13 protein-coding genes and 1 CRISPR repeat array are annotated in these 17,161 nt (G+C 41.3%); of the genes, 7 read left to right on the top strand and 6 right to left on the bottom strand.

The window, feature by feature from the left end; all coding sequences use genetic code 11:
- Positions 1-30: 30 nt before the first annotated feature.
- Both ACM0OP_RS12345 and ACM0OP_RS12340 read right to left on the bottom strand, forming a co-directional pair.
- A complete protein-coding gene (locus ACM0OP_RS12345; protein ID WP_414528704.1) occupies positions 31-1,146 on the bottom strand; it encodes a HigA family addiction module antitoxin in 1,116 nt (371 codons plus the stop codon).
- The gene (locus tag ACM0OP_RS12340; protein ID WP_414528703.1) at positions 1,139-1,474 is read right to left on the bottom strand and encodes a killer suppression protein; all 336 of its coding nucleotides are present in this window, start codon (positions 1,472-1,474) and stop codon (positions 1,139-1,141) included. Before ACM0OP_RS12340 ends, ACM0OP_RS12345 begins: the two co-directional genes overlap by 8 nt.
- 212 nt (positions 1,475-1,686) lie before the next feature.
- Positions 1,687-2,391: direct repeats of the CRISPR family, unit length 36 nt; unit sequence GTTTCCATCCCCGTTAGGGGAAGAGGTTATGGAAAG.
- A gap of 370 nt (positions 2,392-2,761) precedes the next feature.
- On the opposite strand from ACM0OP_RS12340, the gene ACM0OP_RS12335 reads away from it, so the two are divergent.
- The 6 genes from ACM0OP_RS12335 to truB all read left to right on the top strand — a co-directional run bounded on the left by ACM0OP_RS12335 (position 2,762) and on the right by truB (position 11,720).
- The gene (locus ACM0OP_RS12335; protein WP_414528702.1) at positions 2,762-3,877 is read left to right on the top strand and encodes a protein kinase domain-containing protein; all 1,116 of its coding nucleotides are present in this window, start codon (positions 2,762-2,764) and stop codon (positions 3,875-3,877) included.
- A 95-nt stretch (positions 3,878-3,972) separates the two neighbouring features.
- Positions 3,973-6,003, top strand: coding sequence for an NAD-dependent DNA ligase LigA (gene ligA, locus ACM0OP_RS12330; RefSeq protein ID WP_414528701.1), 2,031 nt, complete (start codon positions 3,973-3,975; stop codon positions 6,001-6,003).
- 138 nt (positions 6,004-6,141) lie between these two features.
- Complete coding sequence (locus ACM0OP_RS12325) at positions 6,142-7,323, top strand: GNAT family N-acetyltransferase (protein WP_414528700.1); 1,182 nt, start codon at positions 6,142-6,144, stop codon at positions 7,321-7,323.
- Between the two features lie 64 nt (positions 7,324-7,387).
- On the top strand, positions 7,388-8,305 hold the full coding sequence (locus ACM0OP_RS12320) for a DMT family transporter (protein WP_414528699.1): 918 nt from the start codon (positions 7,388-7,390) through the stop codon (positions 8,303-8,305).
- A gap of 652 nt (positions 8,306-8,957) precedes the next feature.
- On the top strand, positions 8,958-10,709 hold the full coding sequence (locus tag ACM0OP_RS12315; RefSeq protein WP_414528698.1) for an alpha/beta hydrolase: 1,752 nt from the start codon (positions 8,958-8,960) through the stop codon (positions 10,707-10,709).
- Between the two features lie 138 nt (positions 10,710-10,847).
- Positions 10,848-11,720, top strand: a complete 873-nt coding sequence (gene truB, locus ACM0OP_RS12310) for a tRNA pseudouridine(55) synthase TruB (protein ID WP_414528697.1) — start codon at positions 10,848-10,850, stop codon at positions 11,718-11,720.
- Between the two features lie 164 nt (positions 11,721-11,884).
- Here truB and ACM0OP_RS12305 read toward each other — a convergent pair whose 3' ends face one another.
- Entirely contained in the window at positions 11,885-13,219 is a 1,335-nt protein-coding gene (locus ACM0OP_RS12305; protein WP_414528696.1) for a pentapeptide repeat-containing protein, read from the bottom strand.
- Between the two features lie 151 nt (positions 13,220-13,370).
- On the opposite strand from ACM0OP_RS12305, the gene ACM0OP_RS12300 reads away from it, so the two are divergent.
- Complete coding sequence (locus ACM0OP_RS12300) at positions 13,371-13,679, top strand: TRADD-N-associated membrane domain-containing protein (protein WP_414528695.1); 309 nt, start codon at positions 13,371-13,373, stop codon at positions 13,677-13,679.
- Between the two features lie 161 nt (positions 13,680-13,840).
- On the opposite strand, the gene ACM0OP_RS12295 is transcribed toward ACM0OP_RS12300, so the two are convergent.
- The 3 genes from ACM0OP_RS12295 to ACM0OP_RS12285 form a co-directional block, all read right to left on the bottom strand.
- Complete coding sequence (locus ACM0OP_RS12295) at positions 13,841-14,137, bottom strand: hypothetical protein (protein ID WP_414528715.1); 297 nt, start codon at positions 14,135-14,137, stop codon at positions 13,841-13,843.
- A 110-nt stretch (positions 14,138-14,247) separates the two neighbouring features.
- On the bottom strand, positions 14,248-14,883 hold the full coding sequence (locus ACM0OP_RS12290) for a Uma2 family endonuclease (protein WP_414528694.1): 636 nt from the start codon (positions 14,881-14,883) through the stop codon (positions 14,248-14,250).
- Positions 14,884-14,961: 78 nt separating this feature from the next.
- Positions 14,962-17,037, bottom strand: coding sequence for a TonB-dependent receptor plug domain-containing protein (locus ACM0OP_RS12285; RefSeq protein WP_414528693.1), 2,076 nt, complete (start codon positions 17,035-17,037; stop codon positions 14,962-14,964).
- Positions 17,038-17,161 lie beyond the last annotated feature (124 nt).

The following is a 17,161-nucleotide window of genomic DNA, read 5'->3' as shown; positions in this document are numbered from 1 at the left end:
GGTTCCATTAAGAAGCTACTGCTTCCACAATTAACTTTCTGATTCATCCAATCTCCACTCAAATCGGCGCTTGAGTTCATTGCAGTGACTAGGGGGTAAAATTCCATCATGCTGAAGTCTGCCCACTACAATGCCTGGAGTAATGCCAATTTTAGCAGCAAACTCCTCAATTCCCAATTTACTGCGTTGTTGTCCTGATGCTAAAAATCGCTGGAGTTCCATAGGGGGAATAAGTATGTCCGCAGCAAATTTATTTGCTTGTTCCTCCTTTGCTAAATCCTCGCCATCACCAAAGCCTTTGCCCTCAAAGAAGACATCGCGCTTACCGTGCAGCAGAATATGACCAGATTCGTGAAAGAAAGCAAACCATAAATGGTCATCAGTTTTATGCCTGAGACTAAGTTGAATTAGTGCTTTGTTGGGATTTAACCAACGTGTTGCTCCACTGACTCTTGTTTTGGGAAGTGCCGGTACAAAAACCACAGCCACACCTGCTTCAGCACACAGTCGCATCAATTCTGGTTGAAAGACTGCTGGGGGTTGGTTTGTTAAAAGGCGAACTTGTAGCAATGCTTCCTTGAACTTATTAGCATCATAGCTAGCACAAGGAACATCAGCTGCTGCGATTTCACCTTGACGCAACCAAGCAGTCATTGCTCCAGCCTCAGTTTGAAAAACCTGAGATTTACGGAAATACACATGACTGTTACACCATATTCCCTCCCATTGTTCAGGGGAGGCGACGGCGAAAAAATTTAGCACTGCCCGTAATTGCTCAACTTTATCCTGATATTGGTGAATCCATCCAAATTTAATCATGGCTTTCACGGGAATTGCCTTAAGCCACCTGATTTGCTCTTGCAAGCGTTCTTTTTCTTCAATTCGTGCTAAAGCTTCTCGATATTGTCGTTCACGGTTGTTCCAAAAACTAGCGGAGATACCCAATACACGCTCTATCTGCAATGCAGTTTCAGGAGTAAGAGCTGCTTTGCCATTGATGATTTCGTTAATTGTTTTTTTAGGTCTTCCTGTACGTTCCGCCAGTTCTGCTTGGGACATACCCCGCTCTTCCAGAATTTCTTGAAGAGTCTCTCCAGGAGGAGAAACATAATCTGGCGTGTATTGATTTTGGATTGTATTACTCATGAGTATTGTCCACGCCCAGTATTCTAACGGCAGTTACTTTATTCCAGTCTATGCCACCATCTGGTTTACTAGGAATTGGTTCATCTGCTGGCTCAAGTATTAGCCGATAGGGATGATCCAAATCTAGCGATAACTGACCTGCGCGGTCTTTAACTAATTCGTGGCATCTTCCTGGAAGACATCGCATATCTTCCAATACATTAGCAGCACGTAAATCATCTAGTCGTCTGCGGATGCGTTTTGCTCTATCTGCACCATGTTTTTTCTCTAGAAGCTTCTGGTTATTGCACTCTTTTTCAAATTTACGGTTATTAAACACAATATCCATTGTAGCAAGCTTCTAATCATATTGTTAACCCTTAAGGTTAATATTATTTTAGAGCCTAGAACTAAAAATGACAGCCATTACCTAAAAAATACTGTAAAACTGTTTTTTTAGTCCATTTGTCCGAAATTGTCTTCATAGCTCAAAATTTCAGCTTTTGATCTGATACTCACAACTGACAGTATCTGCTCATAGAAAGCCACGTTAATTATTGTGTTTCCATCCCCGTTAGGGGAAGAGGTTATGGAAAGGTTTCTTTTGCTTTTGCTGCAGTTTCTGCTCCTGTAAATGTTTCCATCCCCGTTAGGGGAAGAGGTTATGGAAAGTCTTCAACTTCAAATTCAACTTCTATTTATTTTAGGGTTTCCATCCCCGTTAGGGGAAGAGGTTATGGAAAGCAGATACAGCGACATATCTGTACTCAAGGTACTACATAAAAGTTTCCATCCCCGTTAGGGGAAGAGGTTATGGAAAGAAGAAGCTCAACCTTCCAAGGAGGCGCCACCGTGGTGTTTCCATCCCCGTTAGGGGAAGAGGTTATGGAAAGAGGTGCTGGACGGTGTATAAATGGTTGTCAGTCTGGGGTTTCCATCCCCGTTAGGGGAAGAGGTTATGGAAAGTTCACAAATGAAAACTTTTCTGGCGCCTTTAGGCAGCTAGTTTCCATCCCCGTTAGGGGAAGAGGTTATGGAAAGCTGTCAGATTGTTGGTATGAGTATTGCGATGTTGCGTGTTTCCATCCCCGTTAGGGGAAGAGGTTATGGAAAGGTCAGTCTGGGGGAGGTGGATGCTCTCTCCTAGCGTGTTTCCATCCCCGTTAGGGGAAGAGGTTATGGAAAGGCTGCTTCCGCAGGAGCGCTCAAGAACAAGCAAATGCTTGGAAAGTTTCCATCCCCGTTAGGGGAAGAGGTTATGGAAAGAGTTCACCTCTGGAAGGCTTGCTAGGAGAGGGTTTCAACCCCACCAATCGACACCAGTTTTTGCAGTGTCAATAACTCCCAAGAATTTCTCAATAAATCCTGAACTTTAGAGGCTGGAAAGCTTACAGTGCAAGCAATCGACACCAGTTAACGAAATTATGCGGTTTTCAAGGTTCGGGGGAGTGGTGTCGATGAGTTTTAACTCACCTCATAAAATGTAAAATATATCACTTGGAATTGTCAAGTTGTCTTCTGCAAATATTTCGGCGATAAAGACTGAATGGCAGTGTGAACCTAGATAATTAACCCATATCATCACCCTTCTGCCTCAGACAAGGCAAAATGAAGATAGTAAGAGTGCCAAACCTCCATGAGTTATTGCCTAAATTCCCATTGTACCCAGCCAGAAAACCCTGATGATGTCAAGTTTTGCTTGAGTTGTGGTTCCAAGTTACTGCTGAAAGACCGCTACCGCGCCATTAAACCTATCGGACAAGGTGGTTTTGGTAAAACTTTTTTAGCGGTGGATGAGGATAAACCTTCTAAACCCCCCTGCGTCATTAAGCAATTTTACCCCCAAGCCCAAGGTACTAATACTGTGCAGAAGGCCGTGGAGTTATTTACTTTAGAAGCTGTGCAGTTAGATGATTTGGGACAACATCCCCAAATTCCCGCACTTCTGGCGTATTTTACCCAAGATGATAGACAGTATCTGGTACAGGAATTTATTGATGGGCAGAATTTAGCTGAAGAGTTGGCGCAAAAGGGGGCTTTTAGTGAGGCGCAGATATGGCAATTGCTGCATGATTTATTGCCAGTGTTACAATTTTGCCATGCTAGAGGTGTGATTCACCGGGATATTAAGCCGGAAAATATTTTACGGGATTCCCATTATAAGTTAGTTGTGGTGGATTTTGGCGCTTCTAAGTCTGCGACGGGTACGGCTTTAAATAGAACAGGTACAAGTATTGGTACTCCGGAATATGTCGCCCCGGAACAAATCAGAGGAAGGGCGATTTTTGCCAGCGATATCTACAGTTTAGGTGCTACTTGTATTCATCTTTTAACTGGGCGATCGCCTTTCGATTCCTATGATATAAATAATGATACTTGGATTTGGCAACAACAACTGCAAACTCCCCTCAGTCCTGGGTTAAATCGCATCCTGGAAAAGATGTTAGTCAGTATCCCGGTTCGTCGTTATCAAACAGCAGATGATGTCCTCAACGATTTAAATCAACAATCGCCAGTAGTCCCCCCACCAGTAACTATAGTTAAACCAAAAGCACCACCTACTACTGTGAGTAAATCTCCGAGTGAATTTGATTTGGAACTGGAAGAAGTGAAAAGTCAATTTTTGGGTGGTGGTAAACCTCAAGCAAATCCAGTACAATCACCAAAACCTATTTCTCCCCCTGCTAATCAAAGCGCTTTAGATCAAGAGTTGGAGGAGTTAAAGGCTAAATATGGGAATAATAATGGTTAGAAGAATTTTTGTCTCACGCAGAGGCGCAGAGTCGCAGAGGAGGAATAAGGAGAGTAAAATTAAGTTTGTCAGCTAGATAATTTGCGATCGCTATAATGGTACAAAGTCAGTCGGAAGTTAAGCGTATAGAAGAATTGCGCCAGTTGTTGCAACAAGCTAGCTATGCTTATTATGTGCTGGATGCACCGATGATGGAAGATGCTGTCTATGACCAGCTTTATCGGGAATTACAAGAGTTAGAAATTCAGCATCCACAATTGATTACACCGGATAGTCCGACTCAGCGCGTGGGTGAGAAACCAGCTACACATTTTACTTCGGTACGTCACAATATTCCTCTCTATAGTCTGGAAAATGCGTTTAATCTTCAGGAATTGCAAGGATGGGATCAACGTTGGCGGCGACAAGTACCTAAAATAGATGCGGTGGAATATGTCTCGGAACTTAAAATTGATGGTTCGGCTTTGGCTTTGACTTATGAAAATGGTGTTTTAGTTCGGGGTGTGACTAGGGGTGATGGGGTGGTTGGTGAAGATATTACCCAAAATGTCCGGACTATTCGTTCTATTCCTTTACGTTTAAATTTTGCTGATGCGAAAAGTTTAGAAAAGATAGAGGTACGGGGTGAGGCGTTTTTACCTTTGGATGTGTTTAAACAAATTAACACCGAACGTCAAAAGGCTGGGGAAAATTTATTTGCTAATCCCCGTAATGCGGCAGCTGGTACACTTAGACAATTAGACTCCCGCATTGTCGCCCAACGTCGGTTAGATTTTTTTGCTTACACTCTGCATATTTCGGGGATGGATGATGCAAGTATTGCGAATACCCAATGGGAAGCGTTGGAATTGTTAGCAAAGATGGGTTTTCCTGTGAACCCCAATCATAAGTTATGTGGTTCTATTGCAGAAATAGCTGAATATTATCAATATTGGGATACAAAACGCCTGAATTTACCCTACATGACTGATGGGGTGGTGGTGAAGTTAAATCCTTTTAAGTTACAAGAACAGTTAGGTTTTACTCAGAAGTTCCCCCGGTGGGCGATCGCACTTAAGTACGCAGCTGAGGAAGCACCCACACGGGTAGAAAATATTTCGGTGAATGTCGGACGTACTGGGGCGTTAACTCCTTTGGCGGAAATGCGTCCGGTACAATTGGCGGGGACGACTGTTTCTCGTGCTACTTTACATAATAGCGATCGCATCCAACAATTAGATATCCGCATTGGTGATACTGTGATTGTTCGCAAAGCTGGGGAAATTATCCCGGAAGTAGTGCGGGTATTAACAGAATTGCGTCCCGATGATACTCAACCTTTTATTATGCCCACCCATTGCCCAGTGTGTGGTCAACCAGTGGTGCGAGAATCAGGGGAAGCGGTGACTCGCTGTGTAAATGCTTCTTGTCCTGCTATTCTCAAAGGGGAAATTGAACATTGGGTAAGTCGGGATGCTTTAGATATTAAGGGTATGGGGGAAAAGCTAGTACATCAACTGGTAGATAGAGAGTTGGTGCATTCCGTCGCTGATTTATACGAGTTGACAACAGACGGATTATGTGTATTAGAAAGAATGGGTCAAAAATCAGCCCAAAAATTAATTGATGCGATCGCACAATCAAAACATCAACCTTGGTCTAGGGTATTATACGGTTTAGGTATCCGTCACGTTGGCAGTGTCAATGCTCAACTATTAACAGAAAAATATCCCAATGTAGAACAGTTAGCCTCAGCCAAACAATCAGATATTGCAGGTATTTACGGTATCGGTGCAGAAATCGCCCAATCTGTATATCAGTGGTTTCGCATTCGCGCCAATCAAGTTTTAATAGAACGTCTGCAAACCGCCGGTTTACAATTAGCTTCTATTCTGGAAACTACACAAAATCCTAGTAATGATAAGTTAGCTGGTAAAACTTTTGTAATTACTGGAACTCTACCTAGTTTATCACGAGATGAAGCTAAAGCATTAATTCAACAGGCTGGCGGTAAAGTTACTGCTTCGGTGAGTAAAAAAACTGATTATTTACTTGTGGGTGAAGATGCGGGTTCTAAATTGGAAAAAGCGCAAGAATTGGGAATTAATCAGTTAACCGAGGCGCTGTTTTTAGAAATGTTGCAATAAAAATATTAAAATTAAATCCCCAAATCTCACATTTTGATTTATCCGCGTTAATCGGCGTTTAATTAAGGATTGCTGACGGTGAGGAGTGATTTCTTGTGGTAAGAGTAAGTAATTAACAGGACTTGATATTAATTATAGATGAACACCGATAAATTTCAATACAGTATTCTCAGTGATAGTGAAGATATGCAGCATCTGGGATATATCCTGGAACAGTGTTTTATTATGTCTGCGGGTGATAGCGCCATCTACATGAAGCGTCTAGGTGTGGACAAGTTTCGCGTTATCCATCAAAATCAGCAAGTTGTCGGTGGACTCGCACTTCTTCCTATGGGTCAATGGTGGGGTGGTCAGTCTATACCCATGACTGGAATTGCAGCAGTGGGTATTGCTCCAGAATACCGTGGTTGTGGTGCAGCGATCGCACTTATGGAAAAAACTCTACAAGAATTGTATCAACAACAAATTCCCATTTCCGCACTCTATCCCGCAACTCAAACACTTTACCGTAAAGCCGGATATGAACAAGCAGGAAATTATTGCACTTGGCAAATTTCCACTGACAAAATCCAGTTAACAGAAACATCTTTACCTTTAAAGCCTGTAGTTGCTGAACAACATCACATTTTTCACGACTTATATCAGCAACAAGCACAACTGACTCACGGTTATTTACACCGACATCCTGCAATTTGGCAAGGATTAACTCAACCAGATACTCAAGAAACAGTTTCTGCTTATTTAATTGGGAACCCAGACCAACCCCAAGGCTACATCATATTTACTCAACAACGCACCCCAGATAGTACAATCATGCTGGTGAAAGATTGGGTAATGCTTACCAATGCAGCTATCACAACTTTTTGGTCATTTATTGCCCGTCATCGTTCCCAAATTGACCAAGTGCAATGGAGAAGCTCTGTAATTGATCATCTCACATTATTATTACCAGAACAAACGGCTAAAATCACCAGTCATCAGCGCTGGATGCTGCGAATTGTCGATTTAGTCAAAGCCTTAGAAATGCGCGGTTATCCTTCCGGAGTCTCTGCGGAATTACACCTGGAAGTTAAAGATGACTTACTACCTGCTAATAATGGTAAATTTATCCTCTCTGTGACTGATGGTAAAGGTAAAATCACCACAGGTGGTAAAGGGGATTTACAGTTAGACATTGCGACTTTAGCACCTCTATATACCAGCCTTTTCACTCCCCAGCAATTACAACTGACAGGAAAACTCAAAGCTACAGAAACAGCCTTATTAGCCGCTACAGAAATCTTTGCAAACTCCTCTCCTGTCATGGTTGATTTCTTCTAATTCCATCAATATATTTCAGCACATCTTCACAAATTACAAATTACGAACTACGAATTAAAAATTTATGCATCACAGTTCTGGTCGCTGGGGTTTGGGTCTAGCATTATCGCTACTGACAGTGTTTTTGTGGGGAATTTTACCGATTGCGCTGAAAGTAAGTCTGCAAGTTCTGGATGTCTACACCATTATTTGGTTCCGCTTCTTGGTGTCCTTTCTGGTACTGGCTGTGTTTTTATCCGTCAGGGGTAAATTACCTAATTCTCAGCAACTGCGTTCTAGTTCTGGTAAATTATTAGCGATCGCCACATTATTTTTAGGACTTAATTATTTATTTTTTATGCAAGGTCTAGCGTTAACTTCTCCTGCTAACGCTGAAGTCCTGATTCAATTAGCACCCCTGCTATTAAGTTTAGGTGGGTTGATAATTTTCAAAGAACGTTATACATCAGTGCAATGGCTGGGTATTAGCATCTTGACATCAGGTTATATTGTATTTTTTCGTGACCAACTAACGAATTTAATCACAGCACAGAATACTTATATTTTCGGTAGCGGTTTAATCATTTTAGGCGCAGCAACTTGGGCTATTTATGCCTTATGCCAAAAACAATTATTACACTTTCTATCATCCTCTCACATTATGCTGATTATTTATGGTGGATGTGCTTTATTATTCACCCCATTAGCTCAACCAGGAACAATTTTAACCTTGAGCAGTTCCTATTTTATGGTGCTGCTATTCTGTGCTTTTAATACCTTGATTGCCTATGGTGCTTTTGCTGAATCACTAGCACATTTACCAGCATCAAAAGTCAGTGCAGTCCTGGCTTTAGCTCCCATTATTACCTTGATTTCAGTTATGACAACCTCAGTATTTTTACCTTCTTTAATTCCCTGGGAAGAGGTGACAATAATTGGCATAATTGGCGCACTTTTAGTGGTGACTGGTTCTGTAGCGATCGCATCACAAAAAGCCAACTAGCAACATTCAAAATTACATTAAAACACTGAGGTAAATAAAAATCTTATTTGCTATCATTTTCTGATGACTGCAATTTCCGCATCTACAAATTTGGGAACAATCAAGAATACTATTTATTCATGAATATATATAGTAAATACCCAGACAATTAGGAAAAAACAGATCATGTATCCCTTACTATTATGGAGTTTAAAGCCTGTTACTTGCTATAGGTAATTAACTGGAGAATAAATAAGTTATACTTAAATTAAGTAGACATTGTTATATGACCACTGATTGAGAAGTTTTCGGCGGCTAGATATGCTGTAGCCGATGTAGATGAAATAGCTGTAAAATTGGGATAAAGACCTTGAAAATATCCTCTGAATTTCATCTTTTACTAAGGAATAATTAGCACTATTCATGTATCTTCATCAGATTGAAAGGTTCACTTTTTTATTTCCACCTGCGAGGAAAGAAGCCACACAAAAAGGCTAAAATCCATCTCATTTAAAGGGTTTGATTATCTATTGTTATCCTCATTTTTGCTACTGTATACATCCCGAAAAATCTCTAAAACTCCGGCAAATAATCCTCATTAAATTGTCCAGGGTGCGTAAATAACTACCAAAGCCAACACTTAGTGCAACAACATCACCACAATAGTTGAGCGATGAATAGTTTGTTTGATAATTGGACAAGCACCCTCAAAAGAAATTCGCTCGTGCTAGTTCTAGGAATACTCCTGGTAACATTAGGAATTAATACTTCTATAATTGCCGCAGAGCGAATTTATGTCACTCTTTCCGCCAGCAAAACTTCCATTTCAGTCACAGCTTTAGAAAAATACGCTGAAGATGGCGTAATTAACCACGAATTGGCATTCTATCAACAATATCTCCCCGCAAAACAATTTCAAAAATTGCAGGGAATTTTACTCACCCCTGTAAAAGTTAGTCCTGTACTACTTTCTCAATTTCTTTACACACCCCAAGGCGAATTTATTCTCCACCGCTTGGCGCAAGTCATTCAACCCCAAACCCAGCAACCACAGGGAATTAGCACATTAAGATCAGCATTAATTTCGGCTGCTGGTGAACCAGGAGGTTTAACACTCTTAAATCTGTTACGCAAATATCCCTACAGCGACATTCATATTAATTTAAGGCGTAGCTTCTCCTTGGCCAGAGAACTAGAAAACATCATTAACGAAACTGAAAGTGCGATCGCCGCAGTCACAAAACAATCTCATCTAGAAGCAGCAAACATTCCCCAACCTCTAAACTTCTTAGAATTAGCAGATTTAGGTCATCCGGGAAAGTTTCAGTTGCAAAAACACACACTGAAATTTTTCGACTCCACACGCCATCGTCTGTTACTCACTGATGTTTATATCCCTCATGTCCAGACTCCCGCACCTGTAATTGTAATTTCTCATGGTTTGGGTACAGACAGCAGCAACTTTGAATATTTAGCCACACATCTAGCTTCCCACGGATTAGCCGTAGTGGTTCCTAATCATCCCGGTAGTACATCGTTACATCACCAAAGCAGTACAGTTATTGAACCAGGGGAATTTCAAGACCAGCCTTTGGATGTCAAATATGTCTTAAATCAACTGGAACAAATTAACCATTCCGACTCCCGGTTTCAAAGTCGGCTAAATCTGCAACAAGTCGGGGTGTTTGGACAATCTTTAGGTGGTTACACAGCCTTAGCTTTAGCTGGCGCTGAAATTAACTTTCCCCAATTAGCACAGGACTGTACACCAGAGGCGCTGAATAAATCCTGGAATATGTCTCTACTGTTCCAATGCAGCGCTTTAGCCTTACAACAGGACTCTAGGAAAAAGTATAACTTGCAAGACGAGAGAGTGAAAGCGGCGATCGCAGTCAACCCCATAACCAGTTCAATTTTTGGGGAAGCAGGTTTCAGCCAGATCAAAACCCCTGTGATGATAGTCAGTAGCAGTGCAGATAGTGTTGCACCAGCATTATACGAGCAAATTCAACCGTTTTCCTGGTTGCAAAATTCCCCCAAATATCTCGTCATGCTATTAGGTGGAACCCACTTTTCTACCATTGGTGATGGAAACCCCACCAGTCAACAAGTATCATTACCCACGGATGTCACCGGGGATGCTTCCCAAGCTCGTGACTACATCAACCTTTTAAGCTTACCCTTCTTTCAAACCTATGTAGCCGCCAAATCAGAATATCTTCCCTACCTGAATGCAGCTTATACCAATAGCATTTCCCGTGAATCACTCGGCTTAAAACTCGTCCAAACCTTCAGCCAAACCCAATTAACCCAAGCAATTGGCGACGACACCTTAACACCCATATCCACCAACCCCATCACAGATTTTGGCTTCTGGATATTAGATATTAGCCTGGCCATGTTGCGTGAAACCATTTCTTCATAAAGTTGCACTAAATTTCCTTTCTTTCTGTACTTCGTGTCCTTCGTACCTTCGTGGTTCGTTTCTCCTAATATTTCTTAAAACAGAAATCGCAGTAACGCCCATTCCCCAGCCATATCTGTTAAAATAGCTAATTTAACTGTGGAAGGTTTTCTTAACTTAAACAAACCCTTTGACTGGACATCTCACGACTGCGTGGCGCGGGTGCGAAAACTCTTGCGCCTCAAACGTGTAGGACACGCCGGAACCTTAGATCCCGCAGCTACCGGAGTCTTACCCATCGCCTTGGGTAAAGCCACCAGACTATTACAATATCTCCCAGAAAACAAAGCCTACAAAGCCACCATCCGCCTCGGTGTGCAGACTACCACCGACGATTTGCAAGGTGAAATCATTACCTCTCAACCTTGTCCCAGATTGAATTTTGCCGACGTTAAAACAGTAATGTCGCAATTTCAGGGTAAAATAGAGCAAATACCGCCAATTTACAGTGCCATTCAAGTAGATGGAAAACGCCTCTACGACTTAGCACGCAAAGGCGAAATAGTAGAAGTTCCCAAACGGACAGTAGAAATTTTTCACACAGAAATTTTAGATTGGCGAGACGGAGATTTTCCGGAATTAGATGTTGCGATCGCCTGTGGAAGTGGTACATATATTAGAGCGATCGCCCGTGACTTAGGCGCAATCCTCCAAACTGGGGGAACCCTCGCCGCCTTAATTCGCACAGCCAGTAGTGGTTTCAACCTTGCAGACAGCCTCACCCTCACAGACTTAGAAACACAACTACAAGCCGGGACATTTCACCCCAGCATCCCCGATATTGCCTTACAACACCTACCATCCGTCACATTACCCACCCTATCCGCCCAAAAATGGTGTCAGGGGCAGAAAATCCCCCAAACCCTAGATTTTTCCGGTATAGTCAGAGTCTACGATCCAGAAACCAACTTTCTAGGTATAGGAAAACTCCAAGACGGTGTGCTAATCCCCACAACAGTATTGAAAACTTAATCCCCAAGCACTGATTTCGGAAACTTAACAAAATAACTAAGGCTTATGGCTTACAAGAGTTAAAATAACTTGAAAATCCTCAAAGTCTTGACTAGAGAGATTTTGGTGGATTAAGAGGGGAAATTAGTCTAAACTCCAGTTATTAAGTTACTGGAGTATTCTGTTTAGCGCGTAAAAACTTCAGCGCGATCGCCGGGTGAATCTTCAAAAATCGCACCTCGTTGTTTTAGTTCGCCCTTTATATCTTCAGTAATTCCTAGATTATCTCCGAATTGAGCATTTTTAACTTTAGCACGACTTAAATCAGCACGACTTAAATTAGCACCACTTAAATTAGCACGACTTAAATTAGCACCACTTAAATTAGCACCACTTAAATCAGCACGACTTAAATCAGCACCACTTAAATTAGCAGCAATTAAATAAGCACGACTTAAATCAGCACGACTTAAATCAGCACCACTTAAATTAGCAGCAATTAAATCAGCACCACCTAAATTAGCACCACTTAAATTAGCAGCAATTAAATAAGCACCACTTAAATCAGCACCACTTAAATTAGCAGCAAATAAATTAGCACCACTTAAATCAGCACCTGCAAGATTTTTAACTCTTGCGCCTCGGTTGATTAATTCTTGTTTTAATTCTGAAGATATACCTAAATTATTCCTGAAAACAGCATTTTCAACTATTGCATCACTAAAGTCAGCATTACTGAGGTTAGCACCGCTCAAGTTTGCACCACTAACGTCTGCACAATTCAAGTCAGCATTTTCTAAATTGGCATTTTCTAAATTAGCATTACTCAGGTCAGCACAACTCAAATCAACGCCACTCAAATCAATGTCACGTAAATCAGTACCGCTCAAATTAGTGTCACTTAGGTCTAGTTCTTCACCTTTAACTCTGCGAATAATCCTTGCAACTAGACTAATTTTATCCTGTTCTTCTTCTAGCTTTTTAATGCCATCTGGAGAAACATTGAAGATTATTTTTATACTGCCGCTTTCAATTTTATATATTTCTGCATTTTTATCCCCTGAAGTTCTTTTCACGGCTTCTAGCCAAATATTTTGTTCTTTAGGATTTTCTAAGAAACTGTTTATATCGCCTGGGATTTTAACAACAAATTTACCGTTTTGGGTAGTATATGTAACAATTGTTTTGGTACTATCTTGTTCTTCTACCAGACCTATTGATGTAGTTCCTTCAATTCTAGATCCAACAGGATTACTTGCTATATTCATACTACCAGTAGTCCTAGAAGTTTCCTCTTCCTCTGACTCTAGTTCCGCAATCTCTTTCCACTTCAAGTTTAACGTATGGCACAGACTTTTAAATAAGCGCTTCTCAACAGGTCCTCCTGCTAAAAATTTGTTTACAGTCTGTCGAGTACACCCTGCCAAACCTCCCAGACACTCCTGCGTTTTACCATATCTATCAAATGCTTTATTGACCTTTGCAATACCTGCTGCTGATACTCGATGCGATCTCCCCATTACTTACTCACAATAACTTTTACAAAAGTTTTACATGATATAAATTTGACATAAGTTTTACATACAAGTTGTACATAAAATAGACCACAACCAACAAAATACAGGGGTTAATAAAGAGGTAACAAAGTAAATTCCCGAAATCCCTAGTATTATGCCTAAGAATATCATGCTTTCTCAACCCAGCCCTGAATTTAACCCTTTGTTAACAGCAAGACTAAGTATTGTCCAAGAGCGTATTCGTCAAGCACGTTACAGCTTCAATTTTGCCTTAATTGCCACTGCGCTATCTTTCGGTATCAGTATTGTAGGTGCTGGGTACTTGATTGGCAACAAAGCATCAGAAGGCGCTGTCACCACTGCTATTGGACTCGTAGCTAGTATGCGCTATATGAAGATTGCCAAAGACGCAAATAACCGTTTGGACAAAATTTTAGATGATTTGGATACAGAGAGGCTTTGATACGAAAATGCAGTTCCCCTCCTCGCTTGCGGTGAACCAGCGCTGTAGGCGGGTTTCCCACCGTAGGCGACTGGTGAACCCGAAGGGGGAGGGGCTAGGGGTGGGGTTCTTATATCTAATAACACCGGGAAGTGCTGTAATAGAGAGAATTTTCCGCCAACTTACTCCCAAGTAGCAGCATCTCGTAATTCAGCCGGAATTTCCCCTATCTCAAGGGGAAACTCTAACAAAGTTTCCTTATAACCCAAATAGCCAGATTCAGCAAAAGACAACAGCATCCGCGTCAATGCTAACCACACCTCTGGCTCATACTCCCAATCACGATAACGGGTAGCACGACCAGCAATAGAACGTAACGCCCAGAAATAAGAATTTCTCACCACCGAACCACCCTTTTTAAACGCGGGTAAATCCTCGTGGTGAATCAAAAGTATAGTATTTTCAATTCTGGCTCTCATGTAGCCATTATATAGCACTACCCATACACATGAGGACATAAACTGATCATAAAAGTTAGACACCAAAAGGCTTTTACCCCACTCCCTACTCCCCAGCTATAATTGCAGGTCTATTGACTGAGCAAGGTTCTGAGTTCTCGTAGCATTTGACTTGTTCCCTTATCTATGGCTTTTTGCACCAGTTGGGGAATAAGTTCTGTCATGGGTAAGTTGGGAAAAGTGGGACTAACAGCAGATTCTACATAGCTGTCACCTTGAAGGATGTAAACTTTTAACTGATAGTTGCTGTAAATCCAGACTTCGGGAACACCCAGGGCTATGTAGGCATCAAGGGTAGTTTTTGAAGTAACATCAGATTCAATGGCTAAGTCTGGGGGAGGATAGATACCTAAATCCATTTGGGTACATCCTTGGACTTCGTGAGCGTTTTGGATGTAGAAGCAGGTATCTGGTTCAACTCCAGCGATGTCTGGAAGTTTAAAGATGGTAGATCCGAAGTCCTCCCAGTTGCGTCCTTGGATTTCTAGAATTGTGGTGATGATGTAAGCAATGATGCGGTGGGGACGCTCATGTAATGCTAAGGGGGACATGATTTCTAGCGTTCCTCGGTAGTAAGCAATGCGGGTGTGACGCTTTTCTCCTAAATCGTCGAGAAGTCCCTCAAAATCTTCCCAGGACAGGTTATGAATGGCGATTTGACTACCGGGTGCTAGTTCTATGGCTTGAATGGGTATAGTTACTGTCATTCTGTTCCCTCTGGTAGCTGTGTTGCTGTTTCTTCAATTTTGACTTTAATCCCACATTCCGCAGATCCCAAATGGGTGCTATAAATTTGAGGTTACACCCACACGCACAGTAAACCCAGGACTGTATATGCGATTAACGCGTTCATATTGCTCACCCAGTAGATTTTCTAGATAAATCGTCACTCCCAAATTACTGGTGACAGGAATCCTACCACTAAAATCTAAATTCAAGAAAGCCGGTACAAAATCTCTATTAGTTTCACTAGGGACATTAAAAAAGGCTCGGCGAGTCCCACTGTTATAGGTGACATACAAATTCGCATTCCAGCCGGAATTTTGATAACCCACACCAGCTTGAGCCACAGAATAAGGAATAAAACCTAACTGTAAACCCCTATCTGCTCCGGTTTTGATTTCAGCATCTGTATAAGTATAATTCAGAAAACTTGACCAATTCCGCGCCATTTGTAATCTTAATGCCGCCTCTAAACCATTAGTATTAACTAAACCGATATTCTCCCATCTTCCCGCAATAATTCCCAGGCGATTATCTAAACTACTACCAAAATAGGTAAACTGTCCCAGCAAATTATTTGCTAATTTCACATCTAGTCCTGCAGTCCAAGAGGAACCAGTTTCTGGGATTAAATCTGGGTTAGGTTCCCAACCGTGAACAGTATCATAAACATATAATTGATCTAAACCAGGATTACGCTGTCCCCCAGCCCAACTTCCCCGCATTGCAACTGTTGGCGACAGCGCATAACGTAAACCAGCGCTAGGGTTAAGATAATTACCAAACTCGCCATCAAAACTTTGCCTTAATCCTAAATCCACCTGGAAATTATTGCTAATATTGAAAGTATTCACAGCAAATAAAGCTGTATTTAACACGTTTCTATTTTCAGTACCATTCAGGGCAATTCTATCAGGTCGGGTACTAAAAGTATCACCGTTTAAATTATTATTCTGCAAATCTAATCCCCAGCGTAATTGATGACTGGGTGTTAATTTCCATGCGTGATCTACCCTAGCGGTCAATTGTTTGGTATCTAAAACACCTGTACGGTTGAATTGTGACCCAGCAAATACCGTGGGTCCATAGGTGCTGAAATAATCTTGGTTATAACCGAGTGTAGTGGTGAGATTAGAACTTTCTCCTTCACCCAAGCGAGTTTTCCAAGATAAACCCACATTTAGGCCATCATGGTCTAATCGATCTCTTTGTAAAGGAAAACCAAAATAAACTAAACCGCGACGACTGCTGAGGGTTTTAACATCTAAATTTAAAGAATTTCTACTATCTAAATCTAGACCAATGCTACCAAAATAAGTGCTGGTAGCTGTATCTGCATTGGATAAAAATCCTTCCGGGTCACGATTAGCTGCGCCCAGGGGAACGCGATAACGATTATCTACAAAGAATCTTTCAAAGCTGAAATTATACCGAGCATCACCCACAGAGCCAGCATAACTCACCTGTTGATTATTTAAATTTAAGGAGCCAAATTCTGTACTCCCAGTTAATCTTGGTTGAGCATAACCTGTTTTTGTAATGATATTCACCACACCGCCAAAGGCTGATGCACCATACAAAGCAGAAGTTACACCACTAGATAATTCTACTCGTTCAATAGCCTCTACGGGAATGCTATTTAAATCAGTTCCCCCATGATAGGTATTGACATTATTATTAATTGGTCTACCATTAATCAGAAATACTGACTGATTAATTGAAGCTCCCCGATAGTATGTACCTGTGTGAATATCTGCACCGGGTCCCACATCGTTGATGGCAAAACCAGGCATTCTTTTTAAGACATCAGCTACACTGGTAGCACCCTGTTGTTGAATTTCTTCTTTTTCGATCACATAAACAGGGGTAGACTCCGGCACAGGGTCTTCTTCCCCGATGACTTCTAGGAAAATATCTGGTTCATCTTGGGGAATTGATTCTATTTCTGGCTGAGTTACCGGATTAACTTGAATCGGTATAGACTCTTGAGTTAAAAATTGGGCTTTAGTTGCAGGTAACTCAATTTCACTCAAGTTAAAAATTCTGGAGTTGACCTGTTCTCTATCACTAGCGAGAACGGGAAAAGCTATGAATAAAACTTGTAAGGCAGCTGGTAGGAAAAAAAAATACTTGCTCACTTGGTGTTCTTACTTTCAGTAAAAATTACTAAGTAGTATTTTTGCTGCCACTATAAAATTATGTCAAAAGACATCCTGTCATAGTTAGATAAATGGATTTTGAGCGAGTTTACCAATCTGGACT

This window comes from Nodularia chucula CCY0103, from assembly GCF_963923915.1.
Classification (GTDB): Bacteria; Cyanobacteriota; Cyanobacteriia; order Cyanobacteriales; family Nostocaceae; genus Nodularia; species Nodularia chucula.
Note: the sequence above shows the minus strand (reverse complement) of the source record. Positions and strands in the feature narration are given on the sequence as shown.